The sequence below is a fragment of the uncultured Polaribacter sp. genome, assembly GCF_947501385.1.
GTDB lineage: Bacteria > Bacteroidota > Bacteroidia > Flavobacteriales > Flavobacteriaceae > Polaribacter.
In genome coordinates, this window is record NZ_CANMVP010000017.1 from 36005 (window position 1) to 56567 (window position 20563).

17 protein-coding genes are annotated in these 20563 nt (G+C 31.6%); 10 read left to right on the top strand and 7 right to left on the bottom strand.

The window, feature by feature from the left end:
* Window positions 1-79 precede the first annotated feature (79 nt).
* The 3 genes from Q0998_RS12000 to recQ all read left to right on the top strand — a co-directional run bounded on the left by Q0998_RS12000 (window position 80) and on the right by recQ (window position 4422).
* On the top strand, window positions 80-1117 hold the full coding sequence (locus tag Q0998_RS12000) for a DUF6588 family protein (protein WP_299670212.1): 1038 nt from the start codon (window positions 80-82) through the stop codon (window positions 1115-1117).
* A gap of 128 nt (window positions 1118-1245) precedes the next feature.
* Window positions 1246-2172, top strand: coding sequence for a malate dehydrogenase (gene mdh, locus Q0998_RS12005; RefSeq protein ID WP_299670213.1), 927 nt, complete (start codon window positions 1246-1248; stop codon window positions 2170-2172).
* Window positions 2173-2310: 138 nt separating this feature from the next.
* The gene (gene recQ, locus Q0998_RS12010; RefSeq protein WP_299670214.1) at window positions 2311-4422 is read left to right on the top strand and encodes a DNA helicase RecQ; all 2112 of its coding nucleotides are present in this window, start codon (window positions 2311-2313) and stop codon (window positions 4420-4422) included.
* A 51-nt stretch (window positions 4423-4473) separates the two neighbouring features.
* Here the strand turns inward: recQ and Q0998_RS12015 are convergent, their stop codons facing one another.
* Window positions 4474-6150, bottom strand: a complete 1677-nt coding sequence (locus Q0998_RS12015; protein WP_299670215.1) for a formate--tetrahydrofolate ligase — start codon at window positions 6148-6150, stop codon at window positions 4474-4476.
* 202 nt (window positions 6151-6352) lie between these two features.
* On the opposite strand from Q0998_RS12015, the gene secDF reads away from it, so the two are divergent.
* The 4 genes from secDF (at window position 6353) to obgE (ending at window position 12134) form a co-directional block, all read left to right on the top strand.
* Window positions 6353-9352, top strand: coding sequence for a protein translocase subunit SecDF (secDF, locus tag Q0998_RS12020; protein ID WP_299670216.1), 3000 nt, complete (start codon window positions 6353-6355; stop codon window positions 9350-9352).
* Window positions 9353-9504: 152 nt separating this feature from the next.
* On the top strand, window positions 9505-9960 hold the full coding sequence (locus tag Q0998_RS12025) for an ORF6N domain-containing protein (RefSeq protein WP_299670282.1): 456 nt from the start codon (window positions 9505-9507) through the stop codon (window positions 9958-9960).
* Complete coding sequence (locus Q0998_RS12030; RefSeq protein ID WP_299670217.1) at window positions 9960-11078, top strand: adenylate kinase; 1119 nt, start codon at window positions 9960-9962, stop codon at window positions 11076-11078. The genes Q0998_RS12025 and Q0998_RS12030 overlap by 1 nt, the downstream gene beginning before the upstream one ends.
* A gap of 66 nt (window positions 11079-11144) precedes the next feature.
* Window positions 11145-12134: a GTPase ObgE gene (gene obgE, locus Q0998_RS12035; RefSeq protein WP_299670218.1), complete on the top strand. Its 990-nt coding sequence runs from the start codon at window positions 11145-11147 to the stop codon at window positions 12132-12134.
* Between the two features lie 68 nt (window positions 12135-12202).
* Here obgE and Q0998_RS12040 read toward each other — a convergent pair whose 3' ends face one another.
* From Q0998_RS12040 to Q0998_RS12055, 4 genes are all read right to left on the bottom strand, one after another.
* The gene (locus Q0998_RS12040) at window positions 12203-12679 is read right to left on the bottom strand and encodes a hypothetical protein (protein ID WP_299670219.1); all 477 of its coding nucleotides are present in this window, start codon (window positions 12677-12679) and stop codon (window positions 12203-12205) included.
* A gap of 42 nt (window positions 12680-12721) precedes the next feature.
* Window positions 12722-13975 carry a hypothetical protein gene (locus Q0998_RS12045; protein ID WP_299670220.1) on the bottom strand — a complete coding sequence of 418 codons (1254 nt, stop codon included), beginning with the start codon at window positions 13973-13975 and terminating at the stop codon, window positions 12722-12724.
* Between the two features lie 9 nt (window positions 13976-13984).
* Window positions 13985-15529, bottom strand: coding sequence for a M56 family metallopeptidase (locus tag Q0998_RS12050; protein WP_299670221.1), 1545 nt, complete (start codon window positions 15527-15529; stop codon window positions 13985-13987).
* Between the two features lie 416 nt (window positions 15530-15945).
* Window positions 15946-16308 (bottom strand): BlaI/MecI/CopY family transcriptional regulator, encoded by a 363-nt coding sequence (locus Q0998_RS12055; RefSeq protein ID WP_299670222.1) that lies wholly within the window; start codon window positions 16306-16308, stop codon window positions 15946-15948.
* Window positions 16309-16466: 158 nt separating this feature from the next.
* On the opposite strand from Q0998_RS12055, the gene Q0998_RS12060 reads away from it, so the two are divergent.
* The gene (locus tag Q0998_RS12060; protein WP_299670223.1) at window positions 16467-16970 is read left to right on the top strand and encodes a DUF456 domain-containing protein; all 504 of its coding nucleotides are present in this window, start codon (window positions 16467-16469) and stop codon (window positions 16968-16970) included.
* 3 nt (window positions 16971-16973) lie between these two features.
* On the opposite strand, the gene Q0998_RS12065 is transcribed toward Q0998_RS12060, so the two are convergent.
* A complete protein-coding gene (locus Q0998_RS12065; protein WP_299670224.1) occupies window positions 16974-17228 on the bottom strand; it encodes a hypothetical protein in 255 nt (84 codons plus the stop codon).
* Between the two features lie 207 nt (window positions 17229-17435).
* The gene (locus tag Q0998_RS12070; protein ID WP_299670225.1) at window positions 17436-17687 is read right to left on the bottom strand and encodes a hypothetical protein; all 252 of its coding nucleotides are present in this window, start codon (window positions 17685-17687) and stop codon (window positions 17436-17438) included.
* A gap of 32 nt (window positions 17688-17719) precedes the next feature.
* Here Q0998_RS12070 and lysS point away from each other — a divergent pair, with 32 nt between their 5' ends.
* Together lysS and Q0998_RS12080 are read left to right on the top strand one after the other, a co-directional pair.
* A complete protein-coding gene (gene lysS, locus Q0998_RS12075) occupies window positions 17720-19417 on the top strand; it encodes a lysine--tRNA ligase (protein WP_299670226.1) in 1698 nt (565 codons plus the stop codon).
* Between the two features lie 148 nt (window positions 19418-19565).
* A complete protein-coding gene (locus Q0998_RS12080; RefSeq protein ID WP_299670227.1) occupies window positions 19566-20483 on the top strand; it encodes a glutaminase in 918 nt (305 codons plus the stop codon).
* The last annotated feature ends 80 nt before the right edge of the window (window positions 20484-20563 follow it).

Here is a 20563-nt window from a genome sequence, read left to right on the forward strand (position 1 = left end):
TATCTTTTAACATAATTTTATATCTTCGCTTTCGAGACCCCTAATAATTATTGAACATTATTAATCAAACTTTATTAAAATGAAAAAATCTATTTTAATTTTCTTAGGTGTATTCGCCTTCGCTTTTAACACAAAAGCACAAGATGGTTTTGAGGCTATTTTATTAGCTGACAAAGCCGATTCCCAAAAACTTATGCAAGCTTATTTTGCTCCAGGAATGGAAGGCTTTATCAATGCAATGAATAACGGTTGGTATCATACTGCCAAGGTTCACAAGCCTTTTGGTTTTGATATTTCTATTGGTGCAAGTGGCGCATTTATTCCTACTGAAAAAGAGTTATTTAATATTTCAGCTTTAGGATTAGCATCTGTCTCATCTTCAAGTACAACAGCATCAACTTTTGCTGGTTCAAAAAATACAACAGAAATGACAGTTAACACAACTGTAAATGGACAAGCTGTTTCTGCTGATTTTGATTTTCCAGGAGGTGCAACAGAAGACTTACCAGGAAATGCGGTTCCAGCACCAATTGTACAGTTAAATGTTGGTTTACCTTGGAAACTAGAAGCAATGGTGAGATTAGTTCCTAAAATAAATATTGGTGAAAATGATGGTTCAGTAAATATGTTAGGTTTAGGTCTTAAAAAGGAAATAACAGATTGGTTTGGACCAATGGATAAAACACCTTTACACGTTTCTCTTCTAGCAGCATATACAACTATGGATGTTGATTATGGTATTGGAGATGTTACTTCTGAAAATCTAGAAATTAGAAATGGATTGTCTAAATTTAATTTAAGATCATTTACTGCACAAGCAATTGCTTCTTTAAATTTTCCAATTATAAATTTATACGGTGGAGTTGGATACAATAGCGGAACCTCTACTTATGAAATGAGTGGAACATTTACAGGTATCTATGAAACTGGTTTACCTGCACCTAATGACACTGTAAGAGAAACCTTAGACATACCTTCTAACTTAGATTTTGAATCAAGTGGAATGATGGCAACAGTTGGCGCTAGATTAAGTTTAGGATTCTTTAAAGTATTTGGTAGTTACACTTTACAAGAATACAATACAGCTAGTTTAGGAATAGCAATTAGTATTAGGTAAAAATAAAAAATATAACAAAAAAAAGACATCTCGTGTAGATGTCTTTTTTTTGCTTTAAATTAACTAAAAAATTGTCTAAAAATCGTATTTTAGCACCAATTATTCAAAATAAATTAAAAATAAAAAATATGAAAGTTACAGTTGTTGGTGCGGGTGCGGTTGGTGCAAGTTGTGCAGAATATATTGCGATAAAAAACTTTGCTGCTGAAGTAGTTTTGCTAGACATTAAAGAAGGTTATGCAGAGGGCAAAGCAATGGATTTAATGCAAACTGCCTCTTTAAATGGTTTTGATACTAAAATTACAGGAAGCACAAGCGATTATTCTAAAACTGCAAATTCTGATGTTTGTGTCATTACTTCTGGGATTCCTAGAAAACCAGGAATGACTCGTGAAGAATTGATCGGAATCAATGCTGGAATTGTTAAAATGGTTGCTGCCAGTTTAATAGAACACTCTCCAAATACCATTATTATTGTGGTTTCTAATCCTATGGACACCATGACCTATTTAGTTCATAAAACAACTGGACTCCCAAAAAATAAAATTATTGGAATGGGTGGCGCGTTAGATTCTGCTCGTTTTAAATACCGTTTGGCGGAAGCTTTAGGAGCTCCTATTTCTGATATTGATGGAATGGTTATTGGAGGTCATTCTGATAAAGGAATGGTCCCTTTAACAAGATTAGCTACTAGAAACTCTGTACCCGTTTCAGAATTTATTTCTAAAGAAAGATTAGACCAAGTAATGCAAGACACCAAAGTGGGTGGCGCTACATTAACTGGCTTATTAGGAACCTCTGCTTGGTATGCTCCCGGAGCTGCTGTTTCTGGAATGGTACAAGCCATTGCTTGTGATACTAAAAAAATATTTCCTTGCTCTTCTTTATTAGAAGGTGAATATGGTTTGAATGATTTATGTATTGGAGTACCTGTGGTCTTAGGCAAAAACGGAATTGAAAGTATTGTTGAAATCAATTTAACGGATGCTGAAAAAGCACACATGCAAGAATCTGCTGAAGGTGTTTCTAAAACAAACGATTTATTAGAATTATAGAACAACCTTATGTATTGATATATTAAAACCCAACTCATTCCTTCGAAATGAGTTGGGTTTTTTGTTACATTTTTTTTTAAATTTACAGCAATAAATCTGAATTTCAATATGTATGTTTGTGTCTTAATTGCTTAAAATTTGAAAAAACAAACACATACTCTTTTAAAAAATGTATTCGGTTATGATAACTTTCGTCCGTTACAGGAAGAAATTATCAACAGAACAATAGATGGCAAAGACAGCTTTGTTTTAATGCCCACTGGTGGCGGAAAATCTATGTGTTTTCAAATTCCTGCATTAATTTTTGATGGAATTACCATTGTTGTTTCTCCTCTTATTTCATTGATGAAAGATCAGGTACAAGCGCTAAAAGCAAACGGAATAAAAGCTGATTTTTTTAACAGCTCAATTTCTGTTCAAGAAGAAAACGAAGTAATTACAAAAGCAATTAATGGTAATTTACAATTATTATATCTATCTCCAGAAAAATTAATTGCTGTTAGCAATACTTGGTTAAAACAACTAAATATAAAATTAGTTGCTATAGATGAAGCGCATTGTGTAAGTATGTGGGGTCATGATTTTAGACCTGAATACACACAGTTAAAAATGTTTAGAAATTCGCTACCATTCGTACCTTTTATGGCACTAACAGCTACAGCAGACAAATCTGCTAGAAAAGATATTGAAGCACAATTAGGTTTGCATAACTCTAAACTATTTATCTCTTCTTTTGATAGAAAAAACTTAAGTATTGAAGTACGAGGACAAGTTCCGAAAAAGAAAAAATTACAAGAAATTATCAATTTTTTAGGAAGAAGAAAAAATGGAAGCGGCATTATTTATTGTTTGAGCAGAAAAAACACAGAAGAAGTTGCTGGCTTTCTAAAAAAAAGTGGCTATTCTGTAGCTTTTTATCATGCTGGAATGAATCATGAAGAAAGAGAAAAAACACAAACTGATTTTATCAATGACGACACGAAAATAATTGTTGCCACCATTGCTTTTGGAATGGGAATTGATAAATCCAACGTTCGTTTTGTAATACATTATAATTTACCAAAAAACCTCGAAGGTTATTACCAAGAAATAGGAAGAGCAGGAAGAGATGGATTGCCATCAGAAACCGTTCTGTATTATCATATGAGAGATTTTGTTTTGTATAGTCAATTTGCAGACGATGGCGCAAATACAGTAATGCAAAAAGAAAAACTCAACAGAATGCTTCAGTTTGCAGAAGCTAAATCGTGTAGAAGAAAAATACTTTTATCTTATTTTGGAGAACATCTTACTGAGAATTGTGGCAATTGTGATGTTTGTGAAAATCCACCTGAGGATTTTGATGGTACTATTTTATCACAAAAAGCACTTTCTGGAATTGCAAGAATGGGTGAAAAAGACGGAATTACCATGTTGATTAATGTACTTAGAGGAAGTAATAATGCAGATATTCATAAAAAAGAGTATTTCAACCTAAAAACGTACGGAATAGGAAAAGATATTTCTTTTTTCAATTGGCGAGATTATGTAATTCAAATGGCAAATCAAGGATTGATAGAAATCATGTATGCAGAAAGTTCTGCCTTAAAAATAACACCCGTTGGTTGGAAAGTTTTAAAAGGAGAAAAGAAAATACGATTAACAACACCAATAAGTATTGATGACAAAAAGAAAATACAAAAAACAGCAAAAATTGTAACTGAAGGCGAAATACATAAAGACTTATTTACAGAATTAAAAAAATTAAGATACTCGATTTCTAAAGAAGAAAAAATGCCTGCTTACATCATTTTCAATGATAAAACATTAAAATTAATGGCAAGTGAATTGCCGACAACTGAAAATGAATTTTTAACAATTTCAGGAGTTGGAATGAACAAAATGGAAAAGTACGGTGAAGAATTCATGAATATCATTCGAAAATTTAAAAGCGTTGCAAAACCAAGAAAAATTGCGACAACCGTAAAAACATTCAACTTATATAAAGACGGATTACATCCAACAGAAATTGCCGAAGAAAGAAATTTATCTATTACCACTATTTTTTCCCATTTATCTCAATTATACGCTGAAGGAAAAGCAGTAAACTTAGAGCAATATGTAACAACAGAAACCATCGCTAAAGTTCGTATTGCTTTTTATGAATTAGACCGAAAGATAGAACTAAAACCAATCTACGAAAAACTTAATGAAGAAGTTTCTTATAGCCAAATAAGAATGAGCATTACATTAATCACAAAGAACGAGTAATATAATACTTTTAAAGACCTCACAGGTTTTAAAAACCTGTGAGGTCTAGAATTATGATAGTCCAGAAATAACACCGTTATTATCAATCGTCATATTTTCTGAAGCAGGAATTGAAGGTAACCCAGGCATTCGCATCATTTTTCCTAAAATAGGAATTACAAATTGTGCACCAGATGCAATTTCAATTTCTCTAACGGTTACAGTAAAACCTTCTGGTCTTCCAATCAAAGTATCATTATCTGAAAAAGACTTTTGAGTTTTTGCCATACAAACTGCAAAATCATTAAATCCGAGTCTATCTATTCTTCTTAAATTTAATTGCGCTTGCTTACTATATTCAACCTTTGCTGCTCCATAAATTTCTTTGGCTATAATTTCTATTTTCTCTTTAATGGGTGATTTCCAATCATACAAAGGCTTGTATTTTGTGGCTTTGTTTTCAACAATATCTACAACTACTTCTGCCAATTGTTTTGTTCCTTCGCCTCCTTTTGTCCAACCTTCAGACAAGACAGCGTTTACACCTAAACTTGTACATTTTTTAATTACAAAATTTACTTCTTCTTCAGAATCTGAAGCAAAAGAGTTGATAGCCACCACAGGTTCTATATTAAATTTTCTAATATTTTCTATATGTTTTTCTAAGTTTTTAAAACCCTCTGTAACTTTCTCTAGGTCTGGTGTATTGTAGTCTTCCTTTAAAGCGCCTCCATGATGACGTAAAGCTCGAATGGTGGCTACTAAAACTACACACTTCGGATTCAAATTCGCAAATTGAGATTTTATATTTAGAAACTTTTCGGCTCCTAAGTCTGCCCCAAAACCAGCTTCTGTAACCACATAATTAGACAATGAAAGTCCCATTTTTGTAGCGATAATGGTATTTGTTCCTTGCGCAATATTTGCAAAAGGTCCACCATGAATAATTGCGGGATTCTCTTCTAAAGTTTGCACCAAATTAGGTTTTATAGCATCCTTTAACAAAATAGCCATCGCATTTTCTGCTTTTAAATCTCTCGCAAAAATTGGTTTTCTATCAAACGTAAACCCGATAAAAATAGCTCCTAAACGTTTTTTTAAATTCTCTAAATCGGATGCCATACAAAGAATCGCCATTACCTCAGAAGCTGGTGTAATGTTAAAGCCATCTTGTCTTGGCACTCCATTGGCAGTACCTCCAAGACCAATCGTAATGTCTCTTAAAGCACGATCATTCATATCGATAACACGTTTCCAAAGAATGGTTCGGGAATCTATGTTTAAATTATTGGTTTTGCTTTGAATGTTATTGTCTATTAATGCAGACAATAAATTATTCGCCTTTTCAACAGCATTAAAATCGCCCGTAAAATGCAAATTGATATCTTCCATTGGTACCACTTGCGAATATCCCCCACCCGCAGCTCCGCCTTTTATTCCAAAAACAGGTCCTAAAGAAGGTTCTCTTAAAACAACGGTTGCTTGTTTTCCTATTTTATTCAGTCCCTCAGTTAAACCAATAGAAACGGTTGTTTTTCCTTCTCCTGCAGGAGTTGGTGTTAAAGCTGTAACTAAAACTAAATTATTTTTACTTACTTTTTGATCATCAATTAAAGAGAGAGGCAATTTTGCTTTGTACTTGCCGTACATTTCTAAATCATCTTCATGTACGTTTAACTTTTTAGCGATATCTTTTATATGTTGCAACTTTTTTGCCTGCGCAATTGCAATATCAGACGGATATGTCATATTTCTAATTTAGCTGGTGTTATTTTATCAAATTTATCGGATAAATATAGTTAATTTTGATAGTTCATAATATTTAAAATTAAGGAAGTAAAAGAAATCAGCAAAACTGCTTCATAAATGTGATAAAACAATTGCTTACTCTGCTTTGAAATACTATATTTGCTCGTTTTTAAAAAAAGAAAGTCGACATAAAATAACGAAGATGCAAAACAAAGGACTTATTAAATTATTCGCGATCCTTTTTGGATTAGTGAGTTTATATCAATTATCATTCACGTTTTTAGCGAACAAAGTAGAAGATGATGCTAAAGTATACGCTGAAAGAAATACAGTTGATAATGATGCAAGACAGAAAGCTACTCTCGAAAGAAAGTATTTAGACAGTGTTGCAAACAAAGAAATTGTTGATTTAGGTGTAGCGCAATACACGTACAATGATGTTAGAGACAAAGAAATGAATCTTGGTCTTGACTTAAAAGGTGGTGTAAACGCTATCTTACAAGTGTCTGTAAAAGAAGTTTTAAAAAGCTTGTCTAATGATTCTAAAAATGAAGCATTTAACAAAGCCTTAGAAACAGCAGATGAAAGACAAAAAAGTAGTAATTCTAATTATTTAGATCTATTTCTTGAAGAGTTTGAAACCATTGCCGGAGATACAAAATTAAGTGATCCTGCTATATTTGGAACAAAAGCTTTAAGTGATAAAATTTCTTTTAATGAAAATAACATTTCAGTTAGAGAAACTTTACAGGAAGAAATTAATAGCTCTATTGGTACTGCTTTTGAAGTTTTAAGAAGTAGAATTGATAAATTTGGTGTTTCTTCTCCGAACATTCAGAGAATTGGAAATTCGGGTAGAATTCAAATTGAATTACCAGGTGCAAGAGATATCGAGCGTGTTACAAAGTTAATTACCAGTAAAGCTGAATTACAATTCTGGGAAGTATATACAAATGCAGAAGTACAAGGTTTTTTCTTTTCTGCAAATGAAAAAGTTGCTGAATTATTAAAAGATGATACAGAAACTGCACAAGTAAAAGATTCAACAGAAAAAGATGATATTGACGATTTATTAGGTGAAACTGCAGATTCTACAAAAGTGCAGAAAAATCTTTTTACCTATTTATATCCTAACGTAGCGCAATCTCAAAACCAAGTAAGTTCTTTAGTAGCACAAGCTAGAGTTATAGATACTGCAATGGTGAATAGCTTGTTGGCTAAAAAAGAAATAAGAGATGTATTACCGAACGAATTAAGATATGTAAAATTCTTATGGGATTATAAATCAAATACACCTACAAGACCTACAACTGCTGGTGATGATTTTGAAGCGGATGAAATAATCGGTTTATACGCAATAAAATCAAACAGAAACGATACTCCAACCATTGAAGGTGATGTAATTTTAGATGCTGGTCAAGTTTTTGACCAAATGAATAAGCCTGAGGTGAGCATGACCATGAATAGCTCTGGAACCAAACAGTGGGCAAAAATGACAGGTGATAATATAGGTGGTTTTGTAGCCGTAGTTCTAGATGACTATGTATATACTGCTCCTTCGGTAAACCAAGCAATTCCTGGTGGTAGAACTTCTATTTCTGGTGGAACCATGACGATTGAAGAAGCTGAAGATATTTCTACGGTTTTAAAAGCAGGTAAATTACCCGCTGCTGCAAGAATTATTCAAATTGAGGTTGTTGGCCCTTCTTTAGGTCAAGAAGCAATTGATGCCAGTTTCCTTTCTTTTGGTTTGGCAATTATCTTAGTATTACTTTGGATGATGCTCTATTATGGGAAAGCTGGTTTGTATGCAGATATTGCATTGGTGGTAAACATCTTATTTATCTTCGGAATTTTAGCCTCTTTTAATGCGGTATTAACGTTACCTGGTATTGCTGGTATTATCTTAACAATAGGGATGTCTGTAGATGCAAACGTAATTATCTTCGAAAGAATTAAAGAAGGTTTGTTCAAGAAAAAAGGATTAAAGCAATCTGTTGAAGAAGGGTTCTCTGTAAAAGGAGCCTTGTCTGCAATTATAGATGCAAATATTACCACCTTATTAACAGGTATTATCTTATATATTTTTGGTACAGGACCCATTAAAGGTTTTGCATTAACCTTAATGATTGGTATAGCAACATCATTATTTACTGCTGTATTTATCACACGATTATTAATTGATAGTGCTGTAAATAGAGGTTCTAAATTAACATTTAATACTTCTATCTCTAAAGGTTGGTTCCAAAACATCAACGTAGCGTTTTTAAAGAAACGTAAAATTGCTTATGTTATTTCTGGAGCCATTATCATTGGTGGTTTGATTTCTATTTTTTCAATAGGATTAAAACAAGGAGTTGATTTTAAAGGAGGACGTTCTTATGTTGTTCGTTTTGATCAAGACATGAATGCTACCAAAGTAGCTGAAACTTTAAAAGATGCATTTGGTACTGCACCAGAAGTAAAAACGTATGGAGATGCCAATCAATTAAAAATAACAACCGTTTATAAAATTGATGATGAAGGTGTAGAAGTTGATGAAGAAGTACAAAGTGCTTTATTCACAGGATTAAAAGAATATTTAGGAGATACCAGTTATGAAACATTTAAACCAGGTTTCGAGAAAGAAGGTTCTGGGGTAATGAGTTATATGAAAGTAGAACCAACTATTGCAGATGATATTAAAACATCTGCTTTATATGCCGTTTTAGGATCTTTACTAGTTGTTTTCTTATACATTTTATTACGTTTTAGAAAAATATCTTTCTCCATTGGTGCTGTAATTGCAGTTTTCCATGATGTATTAATTGTATTGGGTGTATTCTCTATTACGTACAATTTTATGCCTTTCGATATGGAAATTGGGCAATCATTTATAGCCGCCATTTTAACGGTGGTAGGATATTCCTTGAATGATACCGTGGTAATTTTTGATAGGATTAGAGAATTCGCTGGAATTCATACCAATTGGAAATATAGCGAAGTTGTAGACAAAGCATTAAGTTCAACCTTAGGAAGAACAATCAACACCTCTTTAACTACATTATTAGTAATGTTAGCCATCTTCTTATTTGGAGGAGATTCTATTAAAGGATTTATGTTCGCATTAATTGTAGGTGTAATTGTAGGTACCTATTCATCATTATTTGTGGCAACACCAATTATGTACGATGCTTCTAAAAAAGAAGAAAAGAACAAATAGTTCTAATTTAAAATAATTAAAAACCGTTTTCTTGTACTGAACATGTTTCATGTAACTTATAAGAAAACGGTTTTTTTATTAAATATCTAGATATTATCTTTGCTGAAAAAGGGCTATGGAAATTAGAAGTAATTCAAGAAAATATATTTAGCATTAGAGGTGCTCGGGTCATGTTAGATATGCATTTAGCAGCACTATATGAGGTTGAGGTAAAAGTTCTGAATCAATCAGTAAAGAGAAACATAGATCGCTTCCCAGAAGATTTTATGTTTCAATTATCAGAAGAGGAAGTAGAAAATTTGCGGTCACAAATTGTGACCGCAAATTTTGGCATGAGAAGAACACTTCCCTATGCATTTACAGAACAAGGGGTTGCTATGTTAGCTGGTATCTTAAGAAGTAAGAAAGCGATACAAGTGAATATTGAAATTATGCGGACTTTTGTAGTATTAAGAAAAATGTCTTTGCAATATCAAGAAATATCAGATAAAATAGAAAGTTTAGAATCTAAATACGATGCCCAATTTGCAGAAGTTTTTACCGCTATGCGTTATTTATTAGATCCAACAACAAACGAAAAAGAAACAAAAAGAATTGGTTACAAATAATGAAATTGATAAAACTTCAAGATTTATATTTTAAACCTTTTATTTCTGAAAAAGAAATTAAGGCAACGGTAAAATATTTAGCAGCTACTGTAAAGGCAGATTTACCAAAAGATGAAATCCCTATTTTTGTAGGAATTTTAAATGGTTGTTTTCTATTTGCTGCAGATTTTATTAGAGAATTTAAAGGTAATTGTGAAGTTTCTTTTGTAAAACTAGCTTCTTATCAAGGTACTTCATCTACAGAGAAAGTAAAGCAATTAGTTGGTATTAATGAAGATTTAACCAACAGAACTGTAATTATATTAGAAGATATTATAGATACAGGCGCAACACTTCAAGAGATTTATGATATCTTTAGAGATAAAAATGTAAAACAACTAAAAGTTGCCACGTTATTTTTTAAACCAGATGTTTTTAGAAAAGAATTACCCATAGATTATATCGGAAAAAGTATTGCCGATAAATTTATAGTTGGTTATGGCTTAGATTACAATGGTTTAGGTAGAAATTATCCATCAATATATCAACTATCAACAACACCTAAAATGAAAAACATCGTATTATTTGGTCCTCCTGGGGCTGGAAAAGGAACGCAAGCAGAATTCTTAAAAAACATGTACAATTTGGTACATATTTCTACAGGAGATGTGTTTCGTTTCAATATTAAAAATGCTACCGAATTAGGAATATTGGCTAAAAAATATATGGACGAAGGCGATTTGGTGCCAGACGAAGTAACCATTAAGATGTTAAAAGCTGAAGTGGAGAAAAATAAAGATGCGAATGGGTTTATTTTTGATGGTTTTCCTAGAACCGAATCTCAGGCAAAAGCTTTAGATACTTTTTTAGCAGAAAAAGGAGAACAGATCAACGGAATGATTGCTTTAGAAGTTCCTGAAGATGCATTGGTAACTCGTTTGTTAGAAAGAGGAAAAACAAGTGGAAGAACAGACGATACTGATGAAGCAAAAATTAGAAATCGTTTTAATGAATACAATACAAAAACTGCCATTTTAAAAGATTATTTTGATGCTCAAGACAAATATTATGGTATTAATGGTGTGGGTTCTATAGAAGAGATTACACAACGTATTGCAAACGTATTTGATACATTATAAATTAAAAGTTTATGATTCGAGGTGCATTAAACCCGAAACTTTAAACTTTAAACTTTAAACACTTTTATGACAGAAGGTAACTTTGTTGATTATATAAAAATTTATGCCTCTTCTGGAAAAGGAGGTCAAGGCTCTGTACATTTACACAGAGAAAAATACATTACCAAAGGCGGTCCTGATGGTGGAGATGGTGGACGTGGTGGACACATTATTTTACGTGGTGATAAAAATATGTGGACATTGTTTCACCTGAAATTTAAACGTCATTTTAGAGCAGAAGGTGGTGGTGCAGGAAGTGCAAGCAGAAGTACAGGCCATGATGCAAAAGACATTTATATCGATGTTCCTTTAGGAACCATTGTGAGAGATGCAGATACTGATGAAATTTTACATGAAATTACCGAAAACGGAAAAGAAGTAATCTTATTACCTGGAGGAAAAGGTGGTCTTGGTAACTGGAATTTTAAATCTTCTACAAATCAGACACCAAGATATGCACAGCCAGGTATTGATGGTATAGAAGGTTGGTATAGAATTGAATTAAAATTATTAGCAGATGTTGGTTTGGTAGGATTTCCAAATGCAGGTAAATCTACATTACTATCTGTTTTAACATCAGCAAAACCAAAAATTGCAGACTATGCTTTTACAACACTAAAACCAAACTTAGGAATTGTAGAACACAGAAATCATCAAACATTTGTAATTGCAGACATTCCTGGAATTATAGAAGGTGCTGCGGAAGGAAAAGGTCTTGGACATCGATTTTTACGTCATATTGAGCGAAATTCTACACTTTTATTTCTAGTTCCTGCAGACAGTGATGACATCAACAAGGAATATGAAATTTTACTGAACGAATTAAAAAAACACAATCCTGAATTATTAGATAAAGACCGTTTGTTAGCCATTTCTAAAACAGATATGTTAGACGATGAGTTACAGGCAGAAATTAAAGCAGAGCTCCCTAAAGATGTTGAAACGCTATTTATTTCTTCTGTTGCTGAAACAGGTTTACAAGAATTGAAAGACAAGCTTTGGAAAATGCTAAATTAGCAATTTGCTGATTTTTTTACTAAGTTTTACATCTGAATTCGATTGGATGTTAAGAAAAACGGTATAGATTACTCTTTCAAATGAATTCGGATGGGTAATTTATATTTTGTAGTAACCGGAATTCCTCTTTTAGTCGCAGGATAAATCGGTAAAATATTATCGATAGAAAGCTTTAAAATACTATCTAGCGTTGGTATTTGTTCTTGAATATTTCTTGACGACTCAATTGATTCTAAACTAATTTTCCCTTTTGAATCTATTAAGATAGCAACATGTACAATTTCAGAGACAGCATCTTTAATTGTAAATTGATGTTTCTGCAACTCCGCTCCTATTTTTTTATGAATTGTATTTCTAAAACAAATCGATTTCTCTTGCTTTCCTATGATTGAATCACAATTTTTAAAGGAAGCTGAAATATCTACAGACTTAAAATCTACGATGGTATCTAGTGCTATTTTTTTTGTGTTTTTTGAAAATGAAAATTTATCACACGAAGTGCAAAAAAGAACGATTGATAAAAATAAAAAAACACGCAAAAACATAAATGTATAATTGCGTGAATTTACTAAAATTTAATGAACTTATTATTCTAACTTTTCTCCTTTCATAAAAAATTCTTTTTTTATTTCTGAAATTCTCCTTTTTATAAAAATATCGGCGTCTTGATCTCTTTCCTGAAAATTATCCATGTATTTTACATAGTGTTTGTAGGCTATTTTTTTATCCTTATAATAAGCATCAGAAATTTTTGCCAGTTGAAAAAGCGCATTGTAATTCATGCTGTTTTCTTTGTAGGCTTTTTCAAAGTTTAGTAATGCCTGTTTTGGTTTCTTAGTTTCGTAAAACATGGTTGCCAATCCAAAATATTCTTCGTCTCTTTTTTCTTTTCCAATAAAAGTTGCCATCGTATAATTAAAACCTGCCGTTTTATAATCTTTTTCTTTCATAGCAATATGACCAAGGTATGTGAGTGCTTTAAAATTTGCTCTGTCTACTCTGTACAATTTTTTAAAATACTTTTTAGATTTTTCTAAACTATCTAAACTGTAATACACTCTTCCTAACATAGAGATGCTAAACGTTTCTTTTGTATCAATAGAGTCTAAATTTAATAATAACGGAATGGTTTCCACATAGTTTTTTTCCCTGTATAAATTATTAATTTTCAACTTATTTAGATTGATGTGATTCTTATCTAACAGCAAACCTTTTTCTATAAATAAGTTTGTAGAATCTTTTTCATTTAATTTACTGTAACTAGAAGCTAAATGAGCAATTGCTTTCAGGTGTGTTGTATCTTTCTTATAAACATCTAAAAAACTGTTTATCATTCTATCTCTGTCTTTTACAAACGCATACGCCAGTGCCAACTGATATGAATAATAGGCGTTTGTACTATCATGTTTTATTAAATTTTTAAAAGCTGATATGGATTTTTTATAGCTCTTTGTTTTTAAATATAGTTTTCCCAATTGGTATGCTAAAACTAAATTCATAGAATCTTTGGCTAATAAATTTTCATAAATAAGCACAGCTTCATTTGACTTGTTTAGTCTTTGATAGACTTTTGCCAACTTTAAACTCGCTTTTTTATCTTCTTTAAAAATTAGTGCTTGTTCTAAATAAGAAGCGGTTTGTTTGTAATTATCGATCGATTCATAAATTAAAGCTGTTTTATAATTTGATAAAAAAGTGGGCGGATTTATAGCCTTCAACTGAGACAATGCCAATTGGTATCTTCCGTTTTCGAACAAACTATCTATCGTAGAAAAAGTCGAAGTTTGCGCTTCGACTTTTACAACTATTAGTAAAAATAGTATTAAAATATTCTTTGTCATAAAATTATCTTATTGAACTATTATTGCAAATGGAATATTATAACTCACAGATACTGTTTTTCCATTATTTTCTCCTGGAATCATTTTTGGTAAAGTTTCCATTATTCTAATTACTTCATTTTTTATATCTATATGTGGTGCTCTTGCTTTTATGTCTGTAATATCGCCACTTTCATTTATCTTAAACCCGATAAAAATTCTTTTTTTACCAGATTCTAAACCTAATTGATTTGGTAAATCTGCATTAAAATATTTTATAAAATGTTTTTGAATCATTTTTGAAAAACAACCTTTATCACCAGAATCACAGCCTGGAAAAGTGGGTGCTTTATCTATGACCATAAAATTAACTGAATTATCACTAGACTTTACTCTTTCAGTTTCTACTCTTTCTTTAAGTATGTTGTTTTTTAAAATCATTGCAACTACTTTTCTACCATTTTGCATTTCAAAAAGCCTTAATTTCATGTAATAGTTATCATTATCATTTTTTTCAAAATGCTTTTTCATTTCTTCAAATTCCTCTTTTTCGTGATTTTTTAAACTGGTAAAATAAATCTCTTTAAATTCTTTTGGAACTTCTACTCCTAAGAAAGCATCTAAAAAAGTTTCTTTTTTACTTTCAAAAGAATTTAATTCTCCATCTGAGGAAAGTGTAAACATTTTAAATAACTCTTTTTTTGTTTCTAGATTATCTTTTAACTCTGTTTCTGAACAAGAAGTATAAAAAAGCATGCTCATTAAAACTGGAATTAAAACCAAATATTTTAACTGATTCATTTTCTTAGATTGTTTTTTTGTCATCATCATAATTCTTTTTTTAAGTAGAGTTTGTTTGTAAAATTGGTTGATAAATGCAATGTTTTCAACCTGAAAAAGGTTGGAAAGTAAGTTATTGATGTAGCTTTCTTTTGGAGTAGATTTTGTAGCAATTTCATCCGAAATATATTCATGTACCAATGTGATTCTTTTCTGATAGATAAAAATCATCGGATTAAACCACATTACTATCTTCAAAAATTCAAAGAATAATAAATCTAAAGAGTGTTTCTGTTTGCTATGCACCAACTCATGTGCAATGATTTGTGTTTTTTGAGATTCAGGAATTTCTTTCCCTAAAAAAATATAATTGAAAAATGAAAATGCTTTGGTTTGATTTGGAATTAAAACTAAAGTGTAGTCTTCTTTTTGAATCAATTTATAAGATCTTATTAAATTGATAATCTGCAATAGTTTTACTAAAAACAACACACTAAATACAATAACACCCACACCAAATAACACATCTAAATAATTGATGGATTGGTACCAAGAAGTTTCTTGAATCACTTTTTCTGGTGATAACATAATTTCTGGTAAATAGACCATTATTTCTTGTGGAACTGCTTCTTGGAACGTTGGTATTTTAACAAATGGTAACAGAAAAGACAAAATGGGTGTACTTAACAAATACCCTCTATTTTTTATAAAGAACGTTTCTTTGCTTAAAAAGAAATCATAAATCACCAAGAACAATACTTGAAATAAGATGACTTGAATTATATAATTGATCATATTGTTTTGTTTTTAAATGTTCTCGATACAATTTTGACGAAAAGTCAAAATCACTACCATTGACGTGTTTGTTTAATTTATTGATTATTAAATACTTAATAGTTCTCGACTCCGCTACCATTGACGTAGCTTGTAAGTTGCTGTTTTACAAATTATTAATATATGTCTGGTCGAGCGCAGTCGAGACCTCATTAAAACCTCTCGATAGCTTCGCTAGCTACTTTCAATGAAAATGTATTTTCATTTCAGTAATGCTCGAGGAGACATTACGTCATTCCAACCGCTTGATAAAAATTTTTCTCGGGTCTCGAACAGACATTTACAATCATTTATTTAACATCACTCCTAACGCTTGATAAAAATTTTTTCTCGGGTCTCGAACTGACAGTTACCGAAGACTGCCAACTGAATACTGCCTACTCTTTCTTATTCACTTCCTTAAGAATTGACTCCAATTCTGAAACATCCATTTTATTTTCTTTTACAAAAAAGGAAACCATACTTTTAAAAGAGCCATCAAAATAACCATTCATCAATTTGTGTAAACGTTGATTGCTGTAAGTTTCTTTTTCTATCATGGGATGGTATAAAAAACCTCTGCCCACTGCTTTATGTCCTACAAATTCTTTGGTTTCTAAAATTCTAATAATTGTAGAAACCGTATTATATGCAGGTTTTGGTGCAGGTAATTGATCAATTACTTCTTTTACAGAAGCTTCTTGTAAACCCCACAGAACATGCATTATTTGTTCTTCTGCTTTTGTTAATTGTTTGCTCATAATTTTCAACTAATATTTTAGTTTAACAATACAAATATAACTAAAAAATTAGTTTAAACTAATTTTTTAGTTATAAATTTATTTCATAAAGGTTTTGTATTTTTGCTTTGATATAAATTAAATTGTCTGGTTCAGCTGAGTCGAAACCTAAAAAAACTATGGATATTTTCTTATTAATTCTTGGCTTCTTACTCGTTATTCTTGGAATAATTGGTGCTGTTTTGCCTGTTTTACCGGGTACTTTAACAGGTTGGGTTGGCTTATTGGTACTACATTTTACTTCTATAATACCTATGAATTGGACTTTTCTAGGAATTACTTTAGGAGTTGCCCTTGTTATTTTAATACTAGATTATGTGATTCCTGCCATTGGCACAAAACGCTTTGGCGGTAGTAAATATGGTGTTTATGGAACTACTATTGGTTTAGTTATTGGTTTGTTTACTCCCATTCCGTTTGGAATTTTAATTGGCGCTTTTCTGGGAGCATTTATAGGTGAATTGATGTACAATAGCAAAGACAAAAAAAGAGCTATAAAAGCTTCTTTTGGTTCTTTTATAGGGTTACTAGCCTCTGCAACAATTGAGTTTTCTGTTGCGGTGGTTTTTGTGGTTTTATTCGTGATGAAGTTTTGGGAATATAAGGAAGGCTTTTTTAGTTAAAAATTAAGCTTCATTCTCAATTCTATTTCTCTTCATTTCAAACGCTTCAATCGCATCTTTTATAATGTCGAAAGATTTACTTGCGTTATTCATAACTTTTGCTAGCTCAACATCTAACGTTTCAGATTTGATGTCAAAAAGCGAGACTTCGACTTGCCCAATTTTTTGCACTAAACTTTGTTGTGTGTTTTTAATATCTTCCATTTTTACTAAAACAGACTTCATAACATCTAATCTTTTTCTTATTTTATCATCCATAATATGGTTATTTAGACTAAATATCGTAAAATTTAATGAAACAAAGCAGTAAATCTTGTTCTAATCTTTTTTATAAAACATAATTTTACTGATTAAAACTGAAAGCTGGCAAACAGGTTTAGCCCTGATTGAAGCATTTGTTTGAGCTCTTTTTTGCTATTTCAGCAAAAAAAGCGAGTGCTGAAAGCAGGAATTAGCTTCAAAAAATTATATTGAAATAAATTTGATAGCCCCTAAAATAAATTCGGGGTAAAAAAAAAGCGTCCCATTTAAGGGAAGCTTTCCATTGGTTAACAAAACCACGACACTTTTTCTAAAGTGCCAAACAACACAACTAAATGCTACTTCAACAAAAAGTAGCGGGCAAATATACAACGTTTTATGATTTCCACAATAACTTATAGTTATTTTATTGAAATCTGCAATTGCCAACTTCTCTAAAGATTGTATCTTTGCCACCTTTAATATTTACTAGAAAATAGAGACAAAGAATGCAATTATCAGAACAAGAAGTTGTACGTAGAGAAAAACTCGTAAAATTACGTGAATTAGGTATTAATCCGTATCCGGCAGATTTATATCCTGTGAATTCTAATTCGAAGGAAATAAGGGAAAATTACGAAGAAGGGAAACCCGTAATTATTGCGGGTCGTTTAATGGTGATTAATATTCAAGGAAAAGCTTCTTTTGGACAATTACAAGATGGTGAAGGTAGAATACAGTTGTATTTTAATCGTGATGAAATTTGTACTGGTGAAGACAAATCTTTATACAATAACGTCTTTAAGAAATTATTAGACTTAGGTGATTTTGTAGGTATTGAAGGAACACTTTTTACGACACAAGTTGGTGAAAAGACAGTAATGGTGAAAAATTTTAAAATGCTTTCTAAAGCATTGAAACCACTGCCCATTCCAAAAGTGAAAGATGGTGTTACCTATGATGCGTTTACCGATCCTGAAATGCGTTATAGACAACGGTATGCAGATTTGGTGGTGAATCCGCATGTAAAAGAAGTATTTATAAAACGTACAAAGTTGTTTAATGCGATGCGTTCTTTTTTTAATGACGCTGGGTATTTTGAAGTAGAAACACCAGTTTTGCAACCCATTCCTGGTGGCGCTGCCGCAAGACCTTTTATAACGCATCACAATTCTTTAGACATTCCTTTGTACATGAGAATTGCAAACGAATTGTATTTAAAAAGATTGATTGTTGGTGGTTTTGATGGTGTGTATGAATTCTCGAAAAACTTTAGAAATGAAGGAATGGACAGAACGCATAATCCAGAATTTACAGCGATGGAAATCTATGTTTCTTACAAAGATTACAATTGGATGATGGATTTCTGCGAGCAGTTACTAGAACATTGTGCCATTGCTGTAAACGGAACTTCGGAAGCTACTTTTGGTGAACATATAATAGACTTTAAAGCACCGTATGCAAGAGTAACTATGGCAGATGCTATTAAACATTTTACTGGTTTTGACATTACTGGAAAAACAGAAGATGAAATTAGAACAGCCGCAAAATCGATGCACATCGAGGTTGATGAAACCATGGGGAAAGGAAAATTAATTGATGAAATTTTTGGTGAAAAATGTGAAGGAAATTACATTCAACCAACTTTTATTACCGATTACCCGAAAGAAATGAGTCCGCTTTGTAAAGAACACAGAGAGAATCCTGAATTGACAGAGCGTTTTGAATTGATGGTTTGTGGTAAAGAAATTGCGAATGCGTATTCTGAACTAAACGATCCTATAGATCAACGTGAGCGTTTTGAACATCAATTAAAATTAGCTAAAAAAGGTGATGATGAAGCGACGGAGTTTATAGATGAAGATTTCTTACGCGCTTTAGAATACGGAATGCCACCAACCTCTGGAATGGGCATTGGAATGGATCGTTTGATTATGTTTTTAACCAACAATCAATCGATACAAGAAGTGTTATTTTTTCCGCAAATGAGACCAGAGCAGCGAATCGCTGCAGATGTAGCACTCACTGTTGAGGAGAAAGATTTACTTACCATTATTACAAAAGCAGAAAAAATAGATTTAAACGAATTAAAAGCACAGTCTGGTTTGTCGAACAAAAAATGGGACAAAACCATGAAAGGTTTAACAAAGAAAGAAGTAGCTAAAGTTTCTAAAACTGACGATGGTTTATTTGTAGAAGCTTTGTAAAATAGTTATAAAAATAATGATTGTCATTCCGAAATGAGCTTTTTTTTAAGCGATTGAGGAATCTCATAAATATCAAAAAAGGAATTACAACAATGTAGTTCCTTTTTTCTTTATAAAAAGTTAACTTCGCTTATAAAATTGATAAGAAATGGAAAACTACCAAAGAATTATTGAAGAAATATATTCAGATTTAAAATCAATAGAAGATACTGGTAAAGTAGCTAATTATATCCCTGAATTGGGTTCTATTTCTGCTGATAATTTTGGCATAAACATTACAACCATTGATACAAAATCTTTCGGAATTGGGAATTATAAAGATAAATTTTCAATTCAAAGTATTTCTAAAATTTTATGCTTAACACTCGCATATAAATTAGAAGGTGAAAAATTATGGGAAAGAATTGATGTAGAACCTTCTGGAAATCCTTTTAACTCACTTTTACAATTAGAATCAGATTGTGGAAAACCAAGAAACCCCTTTATAAATGCAGGTGCCATTGTAGTTTGTGATATTTTAATTAGTCATCTTAAAAGTCCGAAAGAAAATTTTTTAAGTTTTTGTAGAGATATTTCTAATAATACTACCTTACATTATTCTGAGAAAGTAGCGAAATCAGAGAAAAAAACGGGTTTTAGAAATGTTGCTTTGTGTAATTTTATAAAGTCTTTTGACAATATTAAAAACAATGTAGACGAAGTATTAGATTTTTACTTTCATATTTGTTCCTTAGAAATGAGTTGTAAAGAACTCTCACAAATATTTCTTTTTTTAACAGATGATAACTTTAGAAACCATAAAGGAGATCGTATCTTAACCATGGCGCAAGCAAAAAGAGTGAATGCCATTATGCTTACCTGTGGCTTTTATGACGAATCTGGCGAGTTTGCCTTCCGCGTAGGATTGCCAGGAAAAAGTGGTGTTGGTGGTGGTATTGTTGCCATTCACCCAGATAAATATTGTATTGCCGTTTGGAGTCCGAAATTAAATAAAAAAGGAAATTCTTACAAAGGAATGTTGTTTTTAGAAAAGTTTACCACCAAAACAGCTTCTTCTATTTTTTAAAGATTTCAGTATATTTATAAATAAGAAAATGATGCATAAAAAGGAATTACAACCATGTAATTTCTTTTTTTTATATTGTA

What these genes read in the sequence shown, in the direction of transcription:
- Q0998_RS12015 (WP_299670215.1), bottom strand. Translation starts at nt 6,150, where the DNA reads ATGACATATCCGTCTGATATTGCAATTGCGCAGGCAAAAAAGTTGCAA.
- Q0998_RS12055 (WP_299670222.1), bottom strand. Translation starts at nt 16,308, where the DNA reads ATGAGCAAACAATTAACAAAAGCAGAAGAACAAATAATGCATGTTCTG.
- Q0998_RS12080 (WP_299670227.1), top strand. Translation starts at nt 19,566, where the DNA reads ATGGAAAACTACCAAAGAATTATTGAAGAAATATATTCAGATTTAAAA.
- Q0998_RS12040 (WP_299670219.1), bottom strand. Translation starts at nt 12,679, where the DNA reads ATGTTTTTGCGTGTTTTTTTATTTTTATCAATCGTTCTTTTTTGCACT.
- Q0998_RS12065 (WP_299670224.1), bottom strand. Translation starts at nt 17,228, where the DNA reads ATGGATGATAAAATAAGAAAAAGATTAGATGTTATGAAGTCTGTTTTA.
- Q0998_RS12000 (WP_299670212.1), top strand. Translation starts at nt 80, where the DNA reads ATGAAAAAATCTATTTTAATTTTCTTAGGTGTATTCGCCTTCGCTTTT.
- mdh (WP_299670213.1), top strand. Translation starts at nt 1,246, where the DNA reads ATGAAAGTTACAGTTGTTGGTGCGGGTGCGGTTGGTGCAAGTTGTGCA.
- Q0998_RS12060 (WP_299670223.1), top strand. Translation starts at nt 16,467, where the DNA reads ATGGATATTTTCTTATTAATTCTTGGCTTCTTACTCGTTATTCTTGGA.
- Q0998_RS12030 (WP_299670217.1), top strand. Translation starts at nt 9,960, where the DNA reads ATGAAATTGATAAAACTTCAAGATTTATATTTTAAACCTTTTATTTCT.
- Q0998_RS12050 (WP_299670221.1), bottom strand. Translation starts at nt 15,529, where the DNA reads ATGATCAATTATATAATTCAAGTCATCTTATTTCAAGTATTGTTCTTG.
- Q0998_RS12045 (WP_299670220.1), bottom strand. Translation starts at nt 13,975, where the DNA reads ATGACAAAGAATATTTTAATACTATTTTTACTAATAGTTGTAAAAGTC.
- secDF (WP_299670216.1), top strand. Translation starts at nt 6,353, where the DNA reads ATGCAAAACAAAGGACTTATTAAATTATTCGCGATCCTTTTTGGATTA.
- lysS (WP_299670226.1), top strand. Translation starts at nt 17,720, where the DNA reads ATGCAATTATCAGAACAAGAAGTTGTACGTAGAGAAAAACTCGTAAAA.
- obgE (WP_299670218.1), top strand. Translation starts at nt 11,145, where the DNA reads ATGACAGAAGGTAACTTTGTTGATTATATAAAAATTTATGCCTCTTCT.